Genomic DNA, 20,408 nt, shown 5'->3' with positions numbered 1-20,408 from the left:
GCGCCCGGTAGATTGGCCGGGTGCAAGAAGAGCCCAGCCCCCTGCTGGCGCTGCACGGCGCGGTGCAGCACTACTCGTGGGGTTCGCCCAGCGCCATCCCTGCCTTCCTTGGTCTGGAAACCGACGGCAAGCCGTACGCCGAGGTCTGGTACGGCACGCACTCTCGCGGCGCCACCCGGCTAGAGACCGGGCGCACCCTGGCCGCACACATCCTCACCACCACCCGCACCAGCCTGGGCGAGGCGGTGCAAAACCAGTTCGGTCCCCGCCTGCCCTACCTGCTCAAGCTCATCGCCCCGGCCGCGCCACTCAGCCTGCAGGTGCACCCCTCCCGCGAGCGTGCCGCCCAGGGCTACGCGGAGGAGGACGAGCGCGGCGTGCCCCGCACCGACCCCAAGCGCTCCTACCACGACCGCAACCACAAGCCCGAGATGCTACTGGCTCTGGAGCACTTCGAGGCCCTGGCTGGTTTCCGGGCGCCGCGCCGCGCCGCCGAGCTCCTGGCCGGGCTGGGCCACCCGCTGGCGGCCAAGCTGCGCGGGATCGTGCGCTCCAGGCCCGGCAGCACCGGGCCGCGGGAGGCCTTTGCCTACCTGATCCAACCCGAGACGCGACCCAGTAAGCAGGCCGTGGACAGCTTTGCGCGGGCCGTGGCCAGGCGCCTGGCGGCGGGGAAGTCACCCTCCGAGCGCACCGACCGCATCGTTGCCCGCCTGGCGCAGGCCTACCCCGGCGACCCGGGCGTGGTGGCCGCGATGCTGCTCAACCCCGTCACCCTGCAGCCGGGCGAGGCACTGTACGTCCCGGCCGGGGCCGTGCACGCCTACCTGAGCGGCTTCGGGGTGGAGATCATGGCGGACTCCGACAACGTGCTGCGCGCGGGGCTGACCAACAAGCACGTGGACGTCACCGAGATGCTGGCCTGCGTGGAGTCCACAGCCGCTCCGCCAGTGCGCATCGCGCCGGAGAGCGCCGGGCAGCGCACCCGCACCTACTACGCGCCGGTGGACGACTTCGAGCTGTGCGTCACCCCCGGCGGCGAGGAGACTCGCGTGCCGGGCGGCGGCCCCCGCATTCTGCTATGCACCGAGGGGGAGGTGAAGGTGCGCGTGCGGCCCTCTGCCGCCTTCGTGGCCGCCCAGAACGGGACGAACGGGAACGGGAACGACGCTGCCGCCGAGGTCGAGCCGGCCGACGCCGCCGGTGGCCTGTGCGACTGCGCCCCCTACCCCGACGTTCCCGCCGACCCCCCTGCCGAAACCTGGGGCGAAGACCCTGGGGAGGCCTGGGAGGCCGACGACCCGGCACGCCCCTGGACCGAGTTGGAGTTGAAACGAGGACAGGCCGCCTTTGTGGCCGCCAGCTGCGGTCGGGTGCGGGTGAGCGGCCCCGGCACCCTCATTCAGGCCGGCGTTCCGTAGCTAACTACGAGTCGTGGCGGGCTGAGGTGCCACGCTGCACATCGCGTCGCACGACCGGGCAGGCCGAGGCGGGGCGTGCTACAAACGCTCGTCCGGGTTCGGATCCGCACGCGGGTCAGCCAGCAGAGCCCGCCTGGCGGGAGAGTCGATGAAGACCACTAAAACCGTCGTATTTGGCGCATAGTGGATGGCCACACCGTTAGCCAAATCCCACTGGACTCTTTCTATTTCCAACGGGCTTCCCTCAACAAAAGGAGTCCCATACAATCGCGTCAACTCACCTATCAGCGAATAACTCAGCTCCAGAACGGCTTGACCGTGGCTTTGGGCACCCTCCGGGGAAACGCGAGTGGTCAGCTGGAACAAAAGCGACCAAACGCCACCGTCCCGGACAGTAAGGGACGCGTCCCGCTTCCAACTATCACCCAGTCCGGTGAAATAGAACTTCTCCTTTTCTGGATCCATCATCCAGCCGAGTTCCGAGCAGATAGCCCGCCCCTGTTCTGGTGTGAGCGGCCAGGGAGCTTCCGCCCACGCCCTAACCGTAGCCACGCACCACTCTAACGACATCGCCTCAAACTCACTCATTGGCGCTCACCTCCATACAACAGCAACTAACGCACTCGCCGAGCGGACATGGCTCAAATGTCGACGCGGCGCAGCAACTCGTCGGGTGGCAGCTGGTCGCGCTCAATGTAGTCCCGAAACACCTTCGCGGCCTGCTCGCCCGTGAAGACCTCCTCCGGGTGCAGACGCACCACGAACGGCTCCTCACCCCCGTTATCCCACGAAATCGTGGTCCACGCCCCCGGATCCCGCACAGGCTCCCGCGCCACCACGTAATGCTCGAACGACTTATTCGGGTGCGTCACCCGCACCTCAACCGTCATCGCCGCAGTAGAACCACCGCACTGCATGTAATTACCTCGATGATACGAATTCTTACGCACATTGTATGGATGCACCTCGTCCGGCCCAGCCCACGCAATCATAGAGAAAATACGCTTGCCGTCAAAAAGTCTTGACTTGAGATCCAACTCGAAATCGTCAGCAAACCTCTTCGGGGCATGTTGCGGACTATAACCTGACTTTTGACACCGTTAGTGACCCATTTTGTTGGTGAGGCTGGCCAGGATGTTGGCGGCTTGGCCTTGGGGTTGGCTGGTGGCTGTGAGTTCGTGTCCGTTGATGTTGATGGTGACGTCAATGACGGGCCTGAGGGCCTGGATGATCTTCTTGATGGACAGGCCGGTTCGGGTCTGTAGGTGGCGGGCTATGGCCAGGGCAGCGGTTACCACGGTCAGGTGAGCCTGGATGGATTGGTGGGTGTGGTGGAAGACCGGGCGGGCGCGTAGATCGTGTTTGGATATGCGAAAGGACTGTTCCACCTTCCACAGATCGTGGTAGTCAGCCACAATTTCGGCCGCGCTCATGGACTGGGCTGGGATGTTGGTGACATAGCCCTTAAGCCCGACTAGACGCCGCGCCCTGGCCAGGGCCTTTTCATCCAGGCCCCTTCCTTGGGAGCTAGTGGTGACGAACCTGGCTGAGCGCATAGCTTTTTCCCCAGCAACGATGGCTCTAGCCCGGTTCTCCTGGAGAGTAAGGGTCTTGTTGTCCCTGGCGGCACGCTTTGATGAGTAGACCCAGATCGCCCGCCACGAGCCCGGGTGTGTTTGTGGGTGCCAGACCGGTTCGGCCTTGAGGCGCTGATCGCGTTCTTGTTTGCCGGCGTGGCGTGGGGTGATGGTCTCAATGATCTGCCCATCAGTGAAGTAGTCCCCGTGCCAGAAGAAATGCGCTTGGAGGTCCAGGGGTGCTTTGGTCTGCCTGGCCCCGACAATGAAGCCGTAGCCAGCCTCGTTGAGGGCTTGCAAGTTAGCCCGAGAGAGCATGCCAGCATCAGCTACCACCACCAGGTTTTCCACCCCAGCGCGTTGCTTGAAGGCCTCGATGGTGGGGATGAGGGTATGGGTTTCGCACTTGTTGCCCTCCCAACAGGAGGCCTCTAGGGGAAAACCGTTGCGGTCTACCAGCAGGCCGACCAGGATCTGGGGATCGACGCGGCGTTCCTTGGAGTAACCGACCTTGCGTAGCGCGTCTTCTTCCTCGACTTCGAAGTACAAGGTAGTCACGTCGTACAACACCAAGGACACATCCCCATACGCCAGGCAATGCGCCAAAGCCGCGCGAGCCAAAGCGCAGCGGTAATCACGCTCCACACAACGGGCCAGGGCACGAAAGTGGGTGCGTGAGTCAAAGGATTCCAGCCCCAGGCTGGTCAACATTGCTGCTATAGCGCTCTTGCTGGTGGGTTCGATCAGCCGGGCCAGGACAATCTGTTTGAAGGCCTCATCGCCTACCGCTTGGTCAAAGCCAAGATCCCGCCAAGCATCGCAAAGGATCTGCCACAACAAGCCGCTACGGTGGCCAACCACGCGCGCTGCGCTACTGGCCGCCTGCCGGTAGTCCTCCAGGCCACCCGGCGCGGAGTCTGCCCACCCCGATGAAAGGTCCAGGTCTAGCTCGAGCTGGCCAGGATGGAGCTTTTCCCGTGCGATCTGGACCAAGGCAGCAAGCTCGCCAGGCGTACGAGCCGAACCAATGTGCTCAACAATCCTGTTACGCCGGCCTTCCTTGATCACGATCTGCACAGCCGTGGCCCCCGAGGCAGTACGCACTTGACGGATGAACGGGCTCACAAACCCTCATCATAGCCACCCCCTTAGTGACCCAAACCAACCCCCACACCCGCAGAAAATCAACGAAAACCCGACCCAAACCACCCAGCTCCATACCAAGTGTCAAAAGTCAGGCGCCACCACGTAATGCTCGAACGACTTATTCGGGTGCGTCACCCGCACCTCAACCGTCATCGCCGCAGTAGAACCACCGCACTGCATGTAATTACCTCGATGATACGAATTCTTACGCACATTGTATGGATGCACCTCGTCCGGCCCAGCCCACGCAATCATAGAGAAAATACGCTTGCCGTCAAAAAGTCTTGACTTGAGATCCAACTCGAAATCGTCAGCAAACCTCTTCGGGGCATGTTGCGGACTATAAGTTCTGATCACGCCATCTTCGCCGACTGTAACATTCTCAAATCGCTTCACTGACCCACCCAATCTCGACTACCCGACTAAGACATAGCAGCGACTAGCACGCAGGACTACCAGCGCACTACAAACGCTCGTCCGGGTTCGGATCCGCACGCGGGTCAGCCAACAAAGCTGTATTAGCAGGGGAATCTATGAAAACCAGGAGAACCGTAGTATTTGCCGCATAGTGGATGGACACGCCATTAGCCAAGTCCCACTGGAACCTTTCCTTCCCCGACTTAGTGAATTCGCGTAACGGGCTCCCATACAATACCGTCAACTCATCAGTCAGCGCACTGGTCAGCTCCAGAACGGTTTGACCGTGGCTTTGGGCATCCTCAGGGGAAACGCGAGTGGTCAGCTGAAACAGAACCGACCAAACATCACCGTCCCGGACGGTAAGGGACGCGTCCCGCTTCCAACTATCACCCAGTCCGGTAAAATAGAACTTCTCCTTTTCTGGATCCATCATCCAGCCAAGTTCCGAGCAAATAGCCTGCCCATCTTCCGGCGTGAGCGGCCAGGGAGCGTCCGCCCACGCCCTAACCGTAGCCACACACCGCTCTAGGGACATTGCCTCAAACTCACCCATCAGCACTCACCTCCATACAACCGTCGCGCACGGCACTTCGCGCGCTACAAACGCTCGTCCGGGTTCGGATCACTGCGCGGATCATCCATTAATGCCGTCCTGGCGGGAGAGTCGATGAAGACCATTAATACCGTCGTGTTTGCCGCATAGCCGATTACCACACCGTTAGACAATCTCCAGTCAACCGTTTTCTTTCCCGATTCCGTCAATCCGCACTGCGGGTTCCCGTACAACATCGTCAACTCTTCAGTCAATGCGTTGGTCAACTCCAGAACGGCTTGACCATGGCTTTGCACATCCTCCGAGGAAACACGAGTGGTCAGCTGGAACACAGCCGACCAAACACCACCGTCGTGGACCGAAAAGTACGCATCGCGTTTTGATCGATCACCGAGCCCGACGTAAAAGAAGGTCGGCTTTTCCAGATCCTCTACCCAACCCAGTTTCGAACAGATGGCCCGCCCCTGTTCTGGCGTAAGCGGCCAGGGCGCGTCCGCCCACGCCCTAACCGTAGCCACACACCGCTCTAGGGACATTGCCTCAAACTCACCCATCAGCACTCACCTCCATACAACCGTCGCCCACGGCAGACCCCGGCGCGTTACAAGCGCTCGTCCGGGTTCGGGTCCGCACGCGGATCATCCAGTAATGCCGTCCTGGCGGGAGAGTCGATGAAGACCACTAAAACCGTCGTATTTGGCGCATAGTGGATGGCCACACCGTTAGCCAAATCCCACTGGACTCTTTCTATTTCCAACGGGCTCCCCTCAACAAAAGGAGTCCCATACAATCGCGTCAACTCACCTATCAGCGAATAACTCAGCTCCAGAACAGTTTGACCGTGACTTTGCTCATCCTCTGGGGAAACACGAGTGGTCAGCTGAAACACAGCCGACCAAACACCACCATCGTGGACCAAAAAGTACGCATCGCGTTTTGACCTATCGCCGAGCCCGACGTAAAAGAACGTCGGCTTTTCCAGATCCTCTACCCAACCCAATTTCGAACAGATGGCCCGCCCCTGTTCTGTCGTAAGCGGCCAGGGAGCTTCCGTCCACGCCCTAACCGTAGCCACACACCGCTCTAAAGACATTGCCTCAAACTCACCCATCAGCACTCACCTCTATACAACCGTCGCGCACGGCACTTCGCGCGCTACAAACGCTCGTCCGGGTTCGGATCACTGCGCGGATCATCCATTAATGCCGTCCTGGCGGGAGAGTCGATGAAGACCATTAATACCGTCGTGTTTGCCGCATAGCCGATTACCACACCGTTAGACAATCTCCAGTCAACCGTTTTCTTTCCCGATTCCGTCAATCCGCACTGCGGGTTCCCGTACAACATCGTCAACTCTTCAGTCAATGCGTTGGTCAACTCCAGAACGGTTTGACCGTGGCTTTGGACATCCTCTGGGGAAACGCGAGTGGTCAGCTGAAACAGAACCGACCAAACACCACCGTCCCGGACGGTAAGGGACGCGTCCCGCTTCCAACTAACACCCAGCCCGGTAAAATAGAACTTCTCCTTTTCTGGATCCATCATCCAGCCAAGTTCCGAGCAAATAGCCCGCCCCTGTTCCGGCGTGAGCGGCCAGGACGCTTCCGCCCACGCCCTAACCGTAGCCACACACCGCCCTAAGGACATTGCCTCGAACTCACCCATTGGCACTCACCTCCACACAACAGCAACTAACGCACTCGCCGAGCGGACATCGATCAAATGTAGACGCGGCGCAGCAACTCGTCGGGTGGCAGCTGGTCGCGCTCAATGTAGTCCCGAAACACCTTCGCGGCCTGCTCACCAGTGAAGACCTCCTCCGGATGCAAACGCACCACGAACGGCTCCTCACCCCCGTTATCCCACGAAATCGTGGTCCACGCCCCCGGATCCCGCACAGGCTCCCGCGCCACCACATAATGCTCGAACGACTTATTCGGGTGCGTCACCCGCACCTCAACCGTCAAAGCCTCGGTAGAACCACCGCACTGCATATAATTACCCCGATGATACGAATTCTTACGCACATTGTATGGATGCACCTCGTCCGGCCCAGCCCACGCAATCATAGAGAAAATACGCTTGCCATCCATGAAACGAGGCGATGCCAGTAGGCGCTCGAAAGAATCTGCAAACCTCTTCGGGGTATGCTGCGGACTATAAGTCCTGATCACACCATCTTCGCCGACGGTCACATTCTCAAACCGCTTCACTGACCCACCCAATCTCGACTACCCGACTAAGACATAGCAGCGACTAGCGCACCTTGACGCACGCAGGACTACCAGCGCATTACAAACGCTCGTCCGGGTTCGGATCCGCGCTTGGGTCGGCCATGAGAGCGGTCCGGGCGGGAGAGTCCACGGTCACCATTAGAACCCGAGGGTTGTGGGCCAAATCGATTGTCACGCCGTCTGCCAACTCCCATTCAATCAGCTCCGCGCCCCTGGGGGTAACTGTGCGACTCGGCTTGCCATATTCTACAGAAATCTGCTCGATGACCGCACTAGCCAATTCCTTTAAGAACGGCGCATTCTTCTCGACTTCATCCACTGCGAGCCGTGTGGTCAAGTAGAAAGTAACCGACCACACCTTGCCATCCTTGGCAACAACGCTGATATCGCGATCCTTTCCATCGTTGAAGCCACTGTAGTAGAACCTCGAGCTCTCAGGATCAGGCAGCCACCCGAGCCTGGAGCAAATGGCGTCACCATCTTCGGGCATAAGTGGCCACGCAGCGTCTGCCCACGCCCTAATCGCAGCCACACTACGCTCTACCGACATCGCCTCAAACTCGCCCACGCCATCTTCCCTTTCCAACTCAGTTTCCACTATCAGTCAACCAATTTCGACAGGTTCACGCTATTTCATCAACTCATTTACCTTCTTGGCCATCGCGCCAAGCACGTCATCCGTCATCCCAAATTCCATAATTACAGATACCGGATCCGCGTCTATTTTGGTAGTAATCACATGCAGCTCAAACTTCATGTCACCGCTGGACACCTTGCTCCAGATGTCCGGGTTCTCAGCGAAGAATGCGGCAACCCGGTCATCCTTTAGCAGTCTATCGCGCGTGTATGCGGGAGTTCCCTGCGCAGCCGGCCCCTCAAATATGGTGGAGCGCGGCGTGGTGTCCAGCTTGGCGCTCGCTCCCTTAAACTCGCCAACAATCAGCGTATCGCCGTCGGCAGAGACGGCCAGGGAATCGAGCTTATTTGCACCAGGCGATGACACATTTTTGAAGCTATCGACTACAACCGCTCCACTATCCTCGAGAGTACCAATCCCGCCAACATCACCAATCTTTTCTCCCAGGCGGCTTATCTCACTTCGGGAGGAAGAGATAGTATCAGCCAATTCCTTCATTTGATCCAACGTGTACGGATCAACCTCACCACTCAAATCGACAAGCGTACCCTTTAGTTTTTTTCGACTGAAGTCCGAAATGCTGTAATCCTCCGGCATCAGGTCTTTAAGCTGCTGCACCGCATCGTCCCGAGTTTTGAAGGCTATTTTTCGCTGTTCCGCCAGCTCGCCGATTTCGTCCTTCCAGCCCCGTTTGACTGCACCCGCAGCATCGTCCCCGACAGCCTTCGCGACGTCATCCGCTACGCCGTCTGCAGCGTTGGCCACGGCCTTTACGCCATCATCGACGACGTTAGCGACGTCGTCGACCACCTTGACCGCCCCACCGCGCAACGACCGAACGACGTTCTTGAGCGACTGAATCGGATGCAGAATCGCGTTCTTCCCCGAGGTGAACATCCCCTTCAGGCCACCGATGATTGCCTTGGGTAGTCCGCGTGCGAAAGCCAAGAAGGCACCCTTCAGGCCGCCGGCTGCTTTTATTGCCTTACCCAGCCCGCCCAGGGCCTTCAGCGATGAGACTGCACCGCGCAATCCCCCCAGGCCGATGCAGCCCAGGGCAGCAAAACCCACGGACCATAGGGCCTCGCGCCAAGTCTTCTCCCCACCCAAGGCCAGGCCGATGTTGGCTAGTGCAGCCACGACCCCAGCGATCCCAGCGATAACCGCTAGTGCTTGGCCTAGTACAGGAACCCAGCACAAGACCAGAGCCAAGATGCCCGCGATATTGGCCACCCATTCAGCGATGGCGGCGATCCAGCCCAGGACCTTAGCGCCATAGTCCTCCCACCAGCCATCATTAAGCCCATCGGTGGCGGTAACACCCTGGATCGCATCAATTGCCGTCTGTGCAGCCCGATCCCGGTCCGCCACAGCGGCCTGGACCACCCGGACCTGATTATCAATCCGCTCCTGAGCGGCCGCCGCATCCTGTCCAGCACTATTAGCTAACCGCGTGTAACGCACCTGCTGGTCATGCCCATAGCCGCTGTCATCGTCGGCGCCCGCGTAGTCGTCGGCCAGGTCCTGGTAGTAGCGCTGGTTGTCACGGGCCTCATCGCGCTCCCACTCGGCCTGCCTGGCCGCATACAGAGCATTCAGCGTGTCGGTCTGCACCCGATCCAACGCCGCCGAATACGTCTCCAACGCCTCCCCGGCCGCGCGATAACGCCCCTCGGCCTTACCGATCCCATCGAGCAGGGTGTCGCGCTGCTCCAGCAGCGCCGTGACACTCTCGGCCCGCGAACTCGCCCCCGCCTCCAGCGCCCGCAGGCTGTCGGCGCAACGCTTGATCGCATCAGCCACACCCCGATACCGGGTAGCGCCATCACGCACCACCACCGGGTCCCCCGGGGTGGGGTCACTGCCCAACCCCAGCGCGCTCCAATCAGAGGGACGATAACTCACCACAAACCCCCAACGGATTAAGCCACTGCCTGCTGCGCACTGGCTAGTTTATGGTCCCCCTCCCCATTTCGCGGGGACTCCAACACAAGACAGTGAATTACCCTCACGGGCACGCGGCTCAGGCCGCCCGCACGTGGAACGTCTCAAAACCCAGCGCGCCGATGGCCTCCACCAGCCCGCCCCACTCGCGCTGCCACACCTGCGCGTCCCAGGCCGTAGCCCCGGCCTCAAACTGCGCCGCCGTCCCCTGCACGCGTGCCTCCTGTAGCGCGAAGGTGGGCGCGCCCGCGCAGCGGGCGCGCCGGGCCACCTCCAGGACATCCTCAGCCGCCACGGACCCCGGGTAGATTGTGGTGCGCACCTCCAGCCCCACGCCCGCGTCCAGCGCCAACTCCAGGCACTGCCAGGGCGCCGTGCCACGCGCCCCCCGGCCCGCCACCGCACCGTAATGCTCCGGTAGCGCCTTCAAATCCAGGCCCACCCAGTCCAGCAGTGGCAGCGCCGCCGCCAACCGGTGCGGATAAGCACCCGCCGTGTGCAGCCCGGTACCAAAGCCCAACTCCCGCACCCGCGCCAACGCCGGGATAAGCGCGCCCTGGCGCGTGGCCTCCCCGCCGGAAAACACCACCCCGTCTAGCAGGCCGCGCCTGCGGCCCAGCAGCTCCTCCACCTCCGCCCAGGCCACTTGCCCCGGTACCTGCGGGTCGATGATCGCCACGTTCTGGCAGTACGTGCAGCTCCACGGGCAGCCCTGCAGGTACAGCGTGGCGCACAGGTGATCGGGCCAGTCCGTGGAGTTAAGCGGCACCACCCCCGCGATCTGCAAGTCCTCCGCCCTCGGCGTCGGCCTCCCCCCACTCGCCTGCGGCGTCGGCCTCCCCCCGGTCAGACGCGGCGCACCACCCCCCGCCCCGTCCGGTACCGGGCGGTGCCTGCTCGCACCGGCGGGCGCGGCAGCGTCGGCCACCCCCACCAAACTCGAAGCGGCCGCAATGCGCGTGCCCGCCGGTGCGACGTCGGCCCCCATACCGCCAGCGCCCTACCGCGCCGCCCGCACGATCGGCCCGTGGCTCGCAGCCGCCGCCTCGGTAAACATCACTCGGTCGTTGTACTCGCCCTTCTTACCCGTGTTGAAACTCTTCACCGGGCGGAAGTAGCCCATCACGCGCGTCCACACCTCACACTCCACCGGCTCACGATCCGGGTGGGCGGCGGCGCAACGCTCACACGTGAAGTGCTCACCCACCAGGTAGCCGTGCGTCGGGCAGATAGAGAAGGTGGGCGTGATCGTGATGTACGGCAGCCGGAAGTTCTCCAGCGCCCGCCGCACCAGCGACTTACAAGCAGTGATCGAAGAAACCCGCTCGTTCATGTACAGGTGAAGCACCGTGCCGCCCGTGTACTTCGACTGCAACTCCTCCTGCCGCTCCAACGCCTCAAACGGGTCATCCGTGAAGCCCACCGGCAGCTGCGAGGAATTCGTGTAGTACGGCTGCTCGTCCGTACCAGCCTGGATGATGTCCGCAAACCGCTTGCGGTCCTCCCGCGCGAAACGGTACGTGGTGCCCTCCGCCGGGGTCGCCTCCAGGTTGTACAAGTGCCCGGTGGCCTCCTGAGCCCGAATCATCCGGTCCCGCAGGTGATCCAACACCCGCACCACCAAAGCGTGCCCGCGCGGGTCCGTGATGTCGTAGGCGTCGCGCGTAAAGTTGCGCACCATCTCATTCATGCCGTTCACGCCCAACGTGGAGAAGTGGTTGTCCAGCGTCCCCAGGTAGCGCTTGGTGAACGGGAACAGGCCCGAGTCGATGTGGTACTGAATCACCTCACGCTTGCGCTCCAACGTACCCACCGCCAGGTCGATCAGCTCATCCAGGCGCGCCAGCAGCCCCGCCTCATCACCCGGGAACAGGTAGCCCAGGCGCGCGCAGTTCACCGTCACCACGCCCACCGAGCCGGTCTGCTCCGCCGAGCCGAACAGGCCGTTTCCGCGCTTAAGCAGCTCACGCAGGTCCAGCTGGAGGCGGCAACACATCGAGCGGATCATGCCCGGGTCCAGCTCAGAGTTGATGAAGTTCTGGAAGTAGGGCAGGCCGTACTTCGCGGTCATCGCGAACAGGCGCGTGGACTCCTCGCTGTCCCAGTCGAAGTCCTTGGTCATGTTGTAGGTGGGGATCGGGAAGGTGAACACGCGGCCCTCCGCGTCTCCGGCCGTCATCACCTCCATGTAGGCGCGGTTGATCATCGCCATTTCCTCCGCCAGGTCGCCGTACGTGAAGTCGCACAGCTCCCCGCCCACCAGCGGCACCTCGTCACGCAGGTCCGCGGGGCAGGTCAAGTCGAAGGTGAGGTTGGTGAACGGAGTCTGGGTGCCCCACCGGGAGGGGACGTTCAGGTTGTAGATCAGCTCCTGCATGCACTGGTAGACCTCCTGGTAGGTCATGTTGTCCAGCCGCACGAACGGCGCCATGTAGGTGTCGAAGCTGGAGAACGCCTGCGCGCCCGCCCACTCGTTTTGCAGCGTGCCCAGGAAGTTGACGATCTGCCCGACGGCGCTGGAGAAGTGCTTGGCAGGACCCGCCGCGATGGCACCCGGGACGCCGTTGAAGCCCTCCTGCAGCAGCGCCTTCAGGGACCAGCCGGCGCAGTAGCCGGCGAACATGTCCAGGTCGTGGATGTGGATGTCGCCGTTTCGGTGGGCCTCGCCAGCGGCCGGTTCGTAGACGCGCGAGAGCCAGTAGTTGGCGATCATCTTGCCCTGCGTGTTGAGCATGAGCCCACCCAGCGAATAGCCCTGGTTGGCGTTGGCGTTCACCCGCCAGTCCGCGCGGGCCAGGTACTCCTCCACCGTGGAGATCGCGTCCACTTCTACGCGGTCTGCCGCACCCTGCGCCGGTGCGTGGAGCTTTTGGCGGCCGACGTCGCCCACCCGCCGCTGCGTTGGCCGCGCCTGCCCCTGTCCGGTCTTGCCGGGGGCGGGGGCGCGCGTGCCGGGGGCGGTGTCTGCACTGTTCGCAGGCGTTGCCGCCGCAGCGGAGTTGGTGTTGGCGGCGTCTGGGCGCGTGGTGGTTTCCATGGCGATTCTCCCGGTCCTCTTTAATGCAGTCTATTGGGCGAGCGGAATCGAAACTACCCCCACACCACAACATCTTGTGGGTGCGACACGCCCATTCCCCAAGATGTTGTGGGGTTGGGCGTGGGCGAACCGGGACCCAAGGCCCTGGCGCACAGCGGACCGATAGGCGAGTACTTGCAGGGGTGCAGCCCGGAGCGGGGCTGGCGCCGCCGGGGAGGGGCTGGCGCCGCCTGCCGGCCAGGTATCCGCTCGGGCGGGGCGGCGGGGCGGGGCCGCAGGGACGGGGCGGCGGGGCGGAACGTCGTCCAATTACTTCAAATTCGGACGGCCTAGACCTTGTGCACTCGACCTAGACCTCAGAGCCCTACGCAAGGTCGAGGTCGACTGCACAAGGTCTAGGTCGAGCGGTTTAGCGCGGGCAGAGCGTCACGCGCCCAGGCGGGCAGAGCGTCACGCGCCCAGGCGGGCAGAGCGTCACGCGCCCAGGCGGCGCGCGGCCAGCAGCGTGGAGGCGACTGCTGCGCAGGAGACGGCGGCGTACAGAGACAGCACCATCACGGCTGCGGCCACGTCCCCTCCGCCCAGACTGGCTGCGGAGAGGTCGCCGCGCAGGAAGTCGGCGGAGTTCTTCGCCCAGAACCCCCGCGTCACCAACAGGGCCAGGCCGGCCACGGGCACGCTGCCGGCCGCCGACAGCCACAGGTGCCGCTCGAGCCGGCGCAGCAGCGGGCCCGGCTCTGCCACCCCACCAGGTTCGGCCCGCAAGGCCGCCAGGCGCCGCAGACGCAACCCGCGCACCAGGGCAAGACTGACCAGGAGGGCGAACGCGGAGACACTGACGGCACCCAGCACGTCGGCGGCCCGATGCCACCCCATCGCCATCATCGCCCCGCCGTTCAGCAGGGGCAGGGCCAGGGCCACCGGCACCACGTGGCGACGCCACGCGCGCGGAGCGGAGACCAGCGCCACCAGGCAGATGACCGCAGTGGCGGTGCCGTGCCCGGAGGGGAAGGAGTTGGGCAGCACCCAGCCCACACCCAGGTCCGGGCGGGTCAGCAGGTAGCGCTTGGCCAGCTGCGTGAGGACCATCGCCCCGGCGGCACCTGCCACGCAGCCCAGCGCCAGCCAGGGACGCCGGCGCAGCATCCCGAGCACGGCGGCCACGGCCATCGCCAAGATGAGTGCCTCCAGTGCGGACTCGTTCAAAATCCGCCCGATAGTGGTCAGGAAGGGGATGGAGGCAGCGTCGTGCATCACGAGGGCGTCTAGCGCTTGTCCCCAAGCGGTGCGCACAAAGAAGTAGTAAAGGCCGCCCGTCACGGCCAGCCAGGCGGCGGCCAAAAGGAGCAGCGGTGCGTCGGGCTTGAAGGAGACCACCGGTGCCGTGTGCGTCTTGCCGCCACGCTCCGCACCGCCCCCCGGCGGGTTAGTGCTCGCCCGGTCGGCACGCCCGTGGTGGCCGACGCTGCCGCGCCCGCCCAACTGATCGGTGCCGGCCGGTGCGCTCTGCGCCGCGCTCGTTCCACCTGCTGGCCGCTGCGGCCGGCGGGCCGCCGGGCGGGGAACCGGGCGGCTGTCACCTAGCGACCGCCCACTCGGGGAGGGCGGATTGGACGGCGGCTGCACTCCTCCACCCTACGTGGAAGGCCGCAAAGTCTCGCGCCCAAGCTGCTGCGGCGCCAAATGTTGGCCGCAGCGGGCACACTTGTGGGGTGCCTGCAGCCAACCAAGTGCCCGCCTCCCCCGGCGGGTTTGGCGTGCCCACCGGGGAAGATGGGCCCAGGGTGCTTGATTCCGGCGGGGCTGTAGCCAGTGCCCCCGGGGACAACCAGGCGGCGGGAGCGCTCCATCGGCAGCTGCTGGGCTTTCTGGGGTGGGCCGGGGACAGGGATTCTCGACTGGTGCACCTGCACTCCAGCCCGGCTCGCAGCGCGCGGCACTCGGCCTGGCCCGCGTGGGCCAACCCGCGGGTGGTGGCGGGTTACCGGGCGCTGGGGGTAGCCGAGCCCTGGGAGCACCAGGTGCGGGCGGCCGATTCCTTGCACGCAGGTAGTCACACGGTGATCGCCACGGGCACCGGGTCAGGTAAGTCCCTGGCGGCGTGGCTACCCGTCCTGTCGGCGCTCGCTAACTCCCAGGAGGCGGCGGGTGGGGGAACGTCGATCGCGGCGTGGCGGGCGCGACCCACCGCCCTGTACTTGGCCCCCACCAAGGCCCTGGCTGCGGATCAGGCGGCGGGGCTGCGGCGCGTGATCGACGCCTGCGGCCTGGACGCGCAGGTGGCCACCGCCGACGGTGACGCCGACCGCGCGGAGAAGTTGTGGGCGCGCGGGAACGCGGACGTTGTGTTGACCAATCCGGACTTCCTGCACCACGCGCTGCTGCCGCGCCACTCCACCTGGTCGCGGCTGCTGCGCGGCCTGGAGACGGTGATCGTGGACGAGTGCCACACCTATCGCGGCGTGTTCGGCGCGCACGTTTCCTTGGTCTTGCGGCGCCTGCTGCGGTTGGCGCGCATGTCCGGGGCGCGGCCGCGCGTGCTGTTCGCCTCCGCGACGGCCGCCGATCCTGCTGGCGCTGCGGCCCGCCTAATCGGGGTGGACCCTGCGCAGGTGGTGGCGGTGACGGACGACGCTTCTCCTCGCGGCCCCCAAATGTTGGCGCTCTGGCAGCCGGCCTATGCGAAGGTTCCGGCAGCCGGGGCGCCTGGCGGGCGCGCCGGGGGCGAGACCGGTGGAAAGCCCGCAGGGGTGGGCGACGCTCCGGGGAAGGCGCCGGCGACAGCGGGGATCGATCCTGCCGAGCGTCCCCGCATCTCGGCCTCCGCCGAGGCGGCCTGGCTGGCGGCGCGATTCACCGCATTGGGGGCGCAGAGCCTGGTGTTTGCGCGCTCGCGCGCCGGGGTGGAGGGGATCGCGGAGCACGTGCGCGACCAGCTGAGCCGGGGCGGGGCACAGCAATTCGCCGCGGGCGTGGCGGCCTACCGGGGCGGCTACCTGCCGGAAGAAAGACGGGAGCTGGAGGCAGCGCTCAGGGGCCGTGACCTGCGGCTGCTGGTGACCACAAGTGCGCTGGAGCTGGGGATAGACGTCTCCGGGCTGGACGCGGTGATAATTGCCGGATGGCCCGGTTCCCGGGCGTCTCTGCAGCAGCAGGCGGGTCGGGCCGGGCGCGCCGGCGCGCCCGGCCTGGCCGTTTTCGTGGCCTCAGCCAACCCGCTGGACCAGTACCTGTTGCACCACCCTGAGTTCGTGCTCGGGGCCCCCGAGGCGACCGCGTTCGACCCGGGCAATCCGCACGTTTTGCGTCCGCACCTGTGCGCTGCGGCTGCGGAGGCGCCGCTGACCGCAGCCGACCTGGAGGTCTTTGGCCTGCCCGGGTGGGGGCTGGTGCGGGAGCTAGCCGCGCAGGGCTTGCTGCGGGAGCGACCCTCCGGCTGGTGCTGGAACGTGGCGCTGGCCCGGCCCGCGCACGAGCTGACCACTCTGCGCGGTGAGATGGATCAGTTGCACGTGGTGGACGCGGACACCGGCGCGGTGATCGCGCTGATCGAGGGCGGGGCGCGCGCGGATTCCACCGTTCACCCCGGCGCGCTCTACGTCCACCAGGGCCGCCTCTACGGCGTGCTGGAGCTGCGCGATGACACGGTGGTGGTCAAGGCCAGGCGTGAGCCGGGCTACCGCACCCGCGCATCGTCCACCTCCACCGTCCTACCGCTCGAGGTGCAGGAGCCGGCCCAGCGGGCCGGGCTTGTTTCCGCCCCCGGCCTTGGCGGCCAGACCGCCATCTCCCCCGCCGCCGGGGAGCATCCCCCGCACTTCGTCGACGCGGTCGCGTCGGCTACGCAGTGCGAGTGGTCGCTAGGCATGGTGGAGGTGACCGGCCAGGTCACCGGCTACGACCGGCTCAGCACCGCAGAGGGCATGGTGTTGTCCCACCACGCCCTGGACATGCCGGTGCGCACCCTGTTCACCCAGGCGGTGTGGTGGACCATGCCCCAGCCCGTCTGGGAGGCAGCGGGCCTCACCTGGGAGGAGCTGCCCGGGGCGTTGCACGCCGCAGAGCACGCCCAGATCGCCATGCTGCCGCTGCTAGCCAACTGCGACCGGTGGGACCTGGGCGGACTGTCCGCCCGCCTGCACCCGACCACGCAGTGCGCCACGGTCTTTGTGCACGACGCCCTAGACGGCGGCGCCGGCTTTTCTCGCCACGGCTACCTGCACCGACACAGGTGGGTGCAGACAACCTTGGAGCTGATCGAGAACTGTCCGTGCCAGGCGGGCTGCCCTCTGTGCATCCAGTCCCCCAAGTGCGGCAACGGCAACGAACCGCTCTCAAAGGCAGGAGCCGTGCGGGTGCTGCGCGCCCTGCTGAAGGCCAGCTAGGCACCCGTTTGGCCGCATCACGGTCTTTCCCCGGCCCGAACCAGGATTTGCGGAGCCAGCCCGAGGCACACAGGCTTCAGTTGTGCCGCTCGCGCAGGTACTGAATGGCGCCCCTCTCGATCAGGGCAGCCTCACCGGGATCGCGCTGAGTCAGCTTTTCGGCCCACGGCCGTCCGGGGTGGAGCGTGTCCCATTGCGGGGCTTTGCCCCGATGGCGCCCCTTGCCAGGGTCGTGGTTGCCAAACCCATCCACCACGGCGTTCCACACCGGGCGCGTACTGCGGATAAGCGTGGACTCTCCCAGGGGGATCCAGATGTCTTCCACCACGATCCACCGCACGTAGAAATCCTCGATGTTCAGATTCCGGGCGGCTTCAATGCTCTTGGCGTGCTCGCGCAAGCGGCCCCACAGTGCCGCACTGTTCGGGTCCTGCCCTAGCTCCAGCCCTTGCCGGCCGCCCTTTGGCACTGCCTTACCAACGTAGATCGGCAAATCCCACTTCCCCTCTACGTTCTGCCTCGCAACGATCTCGTACGCGGGGAAATCTCCCGTGTAGTAGATCGCGTACACTCCAGCGCCCTGGAAGCGCGCAATCCCCTGTAGCGGAACTGGGGCACTCTGCATGAGTCGGCGAACAACCGACTCCGCCAGGGAGTCCATCGCCAGGGGATTGAAGGGTTCGTACGTCATGACACCGCCCGCAAATGGCGCTCTGTGGGGCCTGTCTTTTTCGCGCGTTCTCTAGTCTCTGCCAGCTCCAAGTGCTCGCGCACCGACAGCGCCACGGTCTCAGCCAGCTTCACCGGTACCGCGTTTCCTAGTTGCCGCATTGCCTCGCTCCAGGGTCCGTGCAACGCGTACGTATCCGGGAAGGTCTGCAGCCGAGCCGCCTCACGCACAGTGAAGTAACGGACCGAACCATCCGGCCGCCGCAGCATGTTCTCGCCACCGGGCACACCGTGCACTCCCGCCTTCAACGCCTTCGCAGGTGCGTCGATGTAGGACCCTGTGTGGCCTGGGTACGCGCGAGCTCCCGGTTGAATGATGTGGTTGAGCGCGCCCTTTCGTCCTGGCCTGGGCAGATCGGATATGGCGTCTCGCACCGTCCGCCAGGGCATCATCTCCAGGTCCGCATCCGTGTACCGAGCGCGGACAATTCTCCGCGACTTCTCCGCCACCTGGTGCATTTCCCAGTAGTCGCCGCTCTCCTGGACCCGCCGCAGTGCACCGGCCGAATGGGTCGGCTGCGGGAAGGACCACTCTGCGTCAATATCCGCCCGGAACCCCACTAGGAACACGCGCCAACGCTGCTGCGGCACACCATAATCTGCCGCATTGACCAGAGTGGGCAGGAGGTTGTACTGGAGATCGGAGCTGACGCTCGTGTGTTCTGCCTGCAACCTCGCGTAATGGTCGCCCCAACTCTCGTTCGGGTGCGCCACCAGTTCGGGGTGGGTCAGGCGCAGTTGAACATAGGAGAAGTAGTCGGCGAAGGCCGGACGCATCAGGCCCCGCACGTTCTCCACAATGAAAGCCCTGGGGCGCAGCCGCCGTATAACTTCGGCTGTGGCCGGGAACATGTCACGCTCGTCGTCCGCTGCCCGGCCCCGGCCGCCCGCGCTGAAGGGCTGGCAGGGCGGCCCACCAGAGACCAGGTCCACGCCCTCTGCAAGGCCGGACCAGTCGATGTCCCGCACATCCCCCTCGATCACCTGGGCGCCCGCCACCAGCGGGTGACCATTGCTCTGGTTCTCCCGAATGGTGTCGCATGCCCAGCGATTCCACTCCGCAACCACCTCTGTGCTGAAACCCGCCAGGTGGGTGCCGAGCGCCAAACCGCCCCCACCTGCAAATAACTCGACGCTTCGCACCTTCCCACCCTAACTACTATCGGCTTGCGCCCGCGAGCCGCCGCCACGGGCCACCACTACCGCCCACGGCCCCCGAGCCGCCCACGGCCGCCGCTGCCACACCGGACGGCAGCGGCCAGCCGCAGGCGGCGTTCGGCCTGGAGCCATTAGAGCGCAGCCCACCAACATTTCTTAGGGCACGGCCGGGCCGGCCCTGGCCTGCTCGCTCACCGCCCCCAGCACCAGCCCGCCGGGCGGCGGCACCGGCACGGTGACCACCACGGCAACGTCGTCCCCCAATATCTGGCAGGAGGTCAGGGCGGCGCCGTTGCGGGCCGCCACCTGGACCGCCAAGGTGCAGGGCGCGCCATTTCCACTGCTCAGGGCGGTGGCGGCGGCCAGCGCAGCCATGTCAGCCGCGCCGGCCGCCTGGGCTCTAGCGGCACCCGCCGCAGCGAACGCGGTCAGGGCCAGCCACGCCGCCAACAGCAACGCCACCACCCCCACTAGAGCGGGCGTAGCGCCGCCTCCCTCAGCGCCCAGACCTGCGAGCTGAGCTCCAGGCCAAACCAACGGGCGGGATGGGGAGCGGGGGCTGACACGCTCACCAGCACCCACTCCCCCTGGACCGACACGGACACGCTGACCTGAGGGGCGATGCGCCGAGCCGCCTGCGTTACCTCTTGGCTGCTCACGTCCAGCGAGGCTAAGCGCGCCGCCGTTCTGGTCGCCTCGGCCACCCTGAGCTTGGCCGCCGCCAGGGTGAACGAGGACAGAACCAGGACCACCACGGCCGCCAGCGCCAGGAACCCCAGCGCGAACTCGACAGTCACCGAGCCGCGCTCCGGCTTCGCCCTGCCTGGCCATCTCACCGCGTTATCCGATGCTCAGCGCCGAACGCAGGATGCCCAGCAGGGCATCGCGCAGCTCGCCGGACCGGGCCAACGCCAGCAGCAGGCCGCCAAAGGCCGCAGCCGCGAGCGTCACGACGGCGTACTCAGCGGTCGCCATCCCGTCCTCCGCCTCCAGCCGCTTGCGCCACTTCTCGATGTGCTTCATCGCCAACTCCTTTCGGTTCGTGCGCGGGTGTTCGCGCAAAAACCAAAATCCCAGGCGGGACGGCGCAGAAACAGGGCGGGTGCGCAGGGTGCCGATTCTCGGTTATCCCCAGCCCGAAGCGCCCTCTGGATAACCGGCTCTTCG

Annotated in this window: 21 protein-coding genes; 2 read left to right on the top strand and 19 right to left on the bottom strand. The window is 64.9% G+C overall.

Features of this window, described 5'->3' with window-relative positions; translation table 11 throughout:
- Window positions 1-20: 20 nt before the first annotated feature.
- Window positions 21-1,421, top strand: a complete 1,401-nt coding sequence (gene manA, locus ABYF38_RS05410) for a mannose-6-phosphate isomerase, class I (RefSeq protein ID WP_371151362.1) — start codon at window positions 21-23, stop codon at window positions 1,419-1,421.
- A 78-nt stretch (window positions 1,422-1,499) separates the two neighbouring features.
- On the opposite strand, the gene ABYF38_RS05405 is transcribed toward manA, so the two are convergent.
- The 14 genes from ABYF38_RS05405 to ABYF38_RS05340 form a co-directional block, all read right to left on the bottom strand.
- Window positions 1,500-2,009, bottom strand: a complete 510-nt coding sequence (locus ABYF38_RS05405; protein ID WP_371151360.1) for a DUF6301 family protein — start codon at window positions 2,007-2,009, stop codon at window positions 1,500-1,502.
- A 53-nt stretch (window positions 2,010-2,062) separates the two neighbouring features.
- Window positions 2,063-2,371, bottom strand: a complete 309-nt coding sequence (locus ABYF38_RS05400) for an NTP pyrophosphohydrolase (protein WP_371151358.1) — start codon at window positions 2,369-2,371, stop codon at window positions 2,063-2,065.
- A gap of 150 nt (window positions 2,372-2,521) precedes the next feature.
- Window positions 2,522-4,123 carry an IS1634 family transposase gene (locus ABYF38_RS05395; RefSeq protein WP_420492503.1) on the bottom strand — a complete coding sequence of 534 codons (1,602 nt, stop codon included), beginning with the start codon at window positions 4,121-4,123 and terminating at the stop codon, window positions 2,522-2,524.
- Between the two features lie 102 nt (window positions 4,124-4,225).
- Window positions 4,226-4,540 (bottom strand): hypothetical protein, encoded by a 315-nt coding sequence (locus ABYF38_RS05390; RefSeq protein ID WP_371151356.1) that lies wholly within the window; start codon window positions 4,538-4,540, stop codon window positions 4,226-4,228.
- A gap of 67 nt (window positions 4,541-4,607) precedes the next feature.
- Window positions 4,608-5,117 carry a DUF6301 family protein gene (locus tag ABYF38_RS05385; RefSeq protein ID WP_371151355.1) on the bottom strand — a complete coding sequence of 170 codons (510 nt, stop codon included), beginning with the start codon at window positions 5,115-5,117 and terminating at the stop codon, window positions 4,608-4,610.
- 44 nt (window positions 5,118-5,161) lie between these two features.
- Window positions 5,162-5,671, bottom strand: coding sequence for a DUF6301 family protein (locus ABYF38_RS05380; protein WP_371151353.1), 510 nt, complete (start codon window positions 5,669-5,671; stop codon window positions 5,162-5,164).
- Between the two features lie 47 nt (window positions 5,672-5,718).
- On the bottom strand, window positions 5,719-6,228 hold the full coding sequence (locus ABYF38_RS05375; protein ID WP_371151351.1) for a DUF6301 family protein: 510 nt from the start codon (window positions 6,226-6,228) through the stop codon (window positions 5,719-5,721).
- Between the two features lie 44 nt (window positions 6,229-6,272).
- The gene (locus ABYF38_RS05370; protein WP_371151349.1) at window positions 6,273-6,782 is read right to left on the bottom strand and encodes a DUF6301 family protein; all 510 of its coding nucleotides are present in this window, start codon (window positions 6,780-6,782) and stop codon (window positions 6,273-6,275) included.
- Window positions 6,783-6,835: 53 nt separating this feature from the next.
- A complete protein-coding gene (locus tag ABYF38_RS05365; protein ID WP_371151347.1) occupies window positions 6,836-7,144 on the bottom strand; it encodes an NTP pyrophosphohydrolase in 309 nt (102 codons plus the stop codon).
- Window positions 7,145-7,409: 265 nt separating this feature from the next.
- Entirely contained in the window at window positions 7,410-7,919 is a 510-nt protein-coding gene (locus tag ABYF38_RS05360) for a DUF6301 family protein (RefSeq protein WP_371151345.1), read from the bottom strand.
- Between the two features lie 60 nt (window positions 7,920-7,979).
- A complete protein-coding gene (locus ABYF38_RS05355; RefSeq protein ID WP_371151343.1) occupies window positions 7,980-9,791 on the bottom strand; it encodes a hypothetical protein in 1,812 nt (603 codons plus the stop codon).
- 220 nt (window positions 9,792-10,011) lie between these two features.
- Complete coding sequence (locus ABYF38_RS05350; protein WP_371151341.1) at window positions 10,012-10,719, bottom strand: anaerobic ribonucleoside-triphosphate reductase activating protein; 708 nt, start codon at window positions 10,717-10,719, stop codon at window positions 10,012-10,014.
- A gap of 213 nt (window positions 10,720-10,932) precedes the next feature.
- Window positions 10,933-12,969 (bottom strand): ribonucleoside triphosphate reductase, encoded by a 2,037-nt coding sequence (locus tag ABYF38_RS05345; protein WP_371151339.1) that lies wholly within the window; start codon window positions 12,967-12,969, stop codon window positions 10,933-10,935.
- Between the two features lie 474 nt (window positions 12,970-13,443).
- Window positions 13,444-14,595, bottom strand: a complete 1,152-nt coding sequence (locus ABYF38_RS05340) for a phosphatase PAP2 family protein (RefSeq protein WP_371151337.1) — start codon at window positions 14,593-14,595, stop codon at window positions 13,444-13,446.
- 158 nt (window positions 14,596-14,753) lie between these two features.
- Between ABYF38_RS05340 and ABYF38_RS05335 the strand changes: the two genes are divergently transcribed.
- Entirely contained in the window at window positions 14,754-17,354 is a 2,601-nt protein-coding gene (locus ABYF38_RS05335; protein WP_371151335.1) for a DEAD/DEAH box helicase, read from the top strand.
- Window positions 17,355-17,430: 76 nt separating this feature from the next.
- On the opposite strand, the gene ABYF38_RS05330 is transcribed toward ABYF38_RS05335, so the two are convergent.
- The 5 genes from ABYF38_RS05330 to ABYF38_RS05310 all read right to left on the bottom strand — a co-directional run bounded on the left by ABYF38_RS05330 (window position 17,431) and on the right by ABYF38_RS05310 (window position 20,264).
- Window positions 17,431-18,045 (bottom strand): Eco29kI family restriction endonuclease, encoded by a 615-nt coding sequence (locus tag ABYF38_RS05330; RefSeq protein WP_371151333.1) that lies wholly within the window; start codon window positions 18,043-18,045, stop codon window positions 17,431-17,433.
- A complete protein-coding gene (locus ABYF38_RS05325; protein ID WP_371151332.1) occupies window positions 18,042-19,226 on the bottom strand; it encodes a DNA cytosine methyltransferase in 1,185 nt (394 codons plus the stop codon). Before ABYF38_RS05325 ends, ABYF38_RS05330 begins: the two co-directional genes overlap by 4 nt.
- A 171-nt stretch (window positions 19,227-19,397) precedes the next feature.
- A complete protein-coding gene (locus ABYF38_RS05320; RefSeq protein ID WP_371151331.1) occupies window positions 19,398-19,703 on the bottom strand; it encodes an Rv3654c family TadE-like protein in 306 nt (101 codons plus the stop codon).
- Between the two features lie 8 nt (window positions 19,704-19,711).
- Window positions 19,712-20,038, bottom strand: a complete 327-nt coding sequence (locus ABYF38_RS05315) for a TadE family type IV pilus minor pilin (protein WP_371151330.1) — start codon at window positions 20,036-20,038, stop codon at window positions 19,712-19,714.
- Between the two features lie 43 nt (window positions 20,039-20,081).
- Window positions 20,082-20,264: a DUF4244 domain-containing protein gene (locus ABYF38_RS05310; protein WP_371151328.1), complete on the bottom strand. Its 183-nt coding sequence runs from the start codon at window positions 20,262-20,264 to the stop codon at window positions 20,082-20,084.
- Between the last annotated feature and the right edge of the window lie 144 nt (window positions 20,265-20,408).

Origin of the sequence: Buchananella sp. 14KM1171 (assembly GCF_041380365.1) — a bacterium.
GTDB lineage: Bacteria > Actinomycetota > Actinomycetes > Actinomycetales > Actinomycetaceae > Buchananella > Buchananella felis.
Note: the sequence above shows the minus strand (reverse complement) of the source record. Positions and strands in the feature narration are given on the sequence as shown.

What these genes read in the sequence shown, in the direction of transcription:
- ABYF38_RS05380 (WP_371151353.1), bottom strand. Translation starts at nt 5,671, where the DNA reads ATGGGTGAGTTTGAGGCAATGTCCCTAGAGCGGTGTGTGGCTACGGTT.
- ABYF38_RS05345 (WP_371151339.1), bottom strand. Translation starts at nt 12,969, where the DNA reads ATGGAAACCACCACGCGCCCAGACGCCGCCAACACCAACTCCGCTGCG.
- ABYF38_RS05405 (WP_371151360.1), bottom strand. Translation starts at nt 2,009, where the DNA reads ATGAGTGAGTTTGAGGCGATGTCGTTAGAGTGGTGCGTGGCTACGGTT.
- ABYF38_RS05330 (WP_371151333.1), bottom strand. Translation starts at nt 18,045, where the DNA reads ATGACGTACGAACCCTTCAATCCCCTGGCGATGGACTCCCTGGCGGAG.
- ABYF38_RS05310 (WP_371151328.1), bottom strand. Translation starts at nt 20,264, where the DNA reads ATGAAGCACATCGAGAAGTGGCGCAAGCGGCTGGAGGCGGAGGACGGG.
- ABYF38_RS05375 (WP_371151351.1), bottom strand. Translation starts at nt 6,228, where the DNA reads ATGGGTGAGTTTGAGGCAATGTCTTTAGAGCGGTGTGTGGCTACGGTT.
- ABYF38_RS05385 (WP_371151355.1), bottom strand. Translation starts at nt 5,117, where the DNA reads ATGGGTGAGTTTGAGGCAATGTCCCTAGAGCGGTGTGTGGCTACGGTT.
- ABYF38_RS05370 (WP_371151349.1), bottom strand. Translation starts at nt 6,782, where the DNA reads ATGGGTGAGTTCGAGGCAATGTCCTTAGGGCGGTGTGTGGCTACGGTT.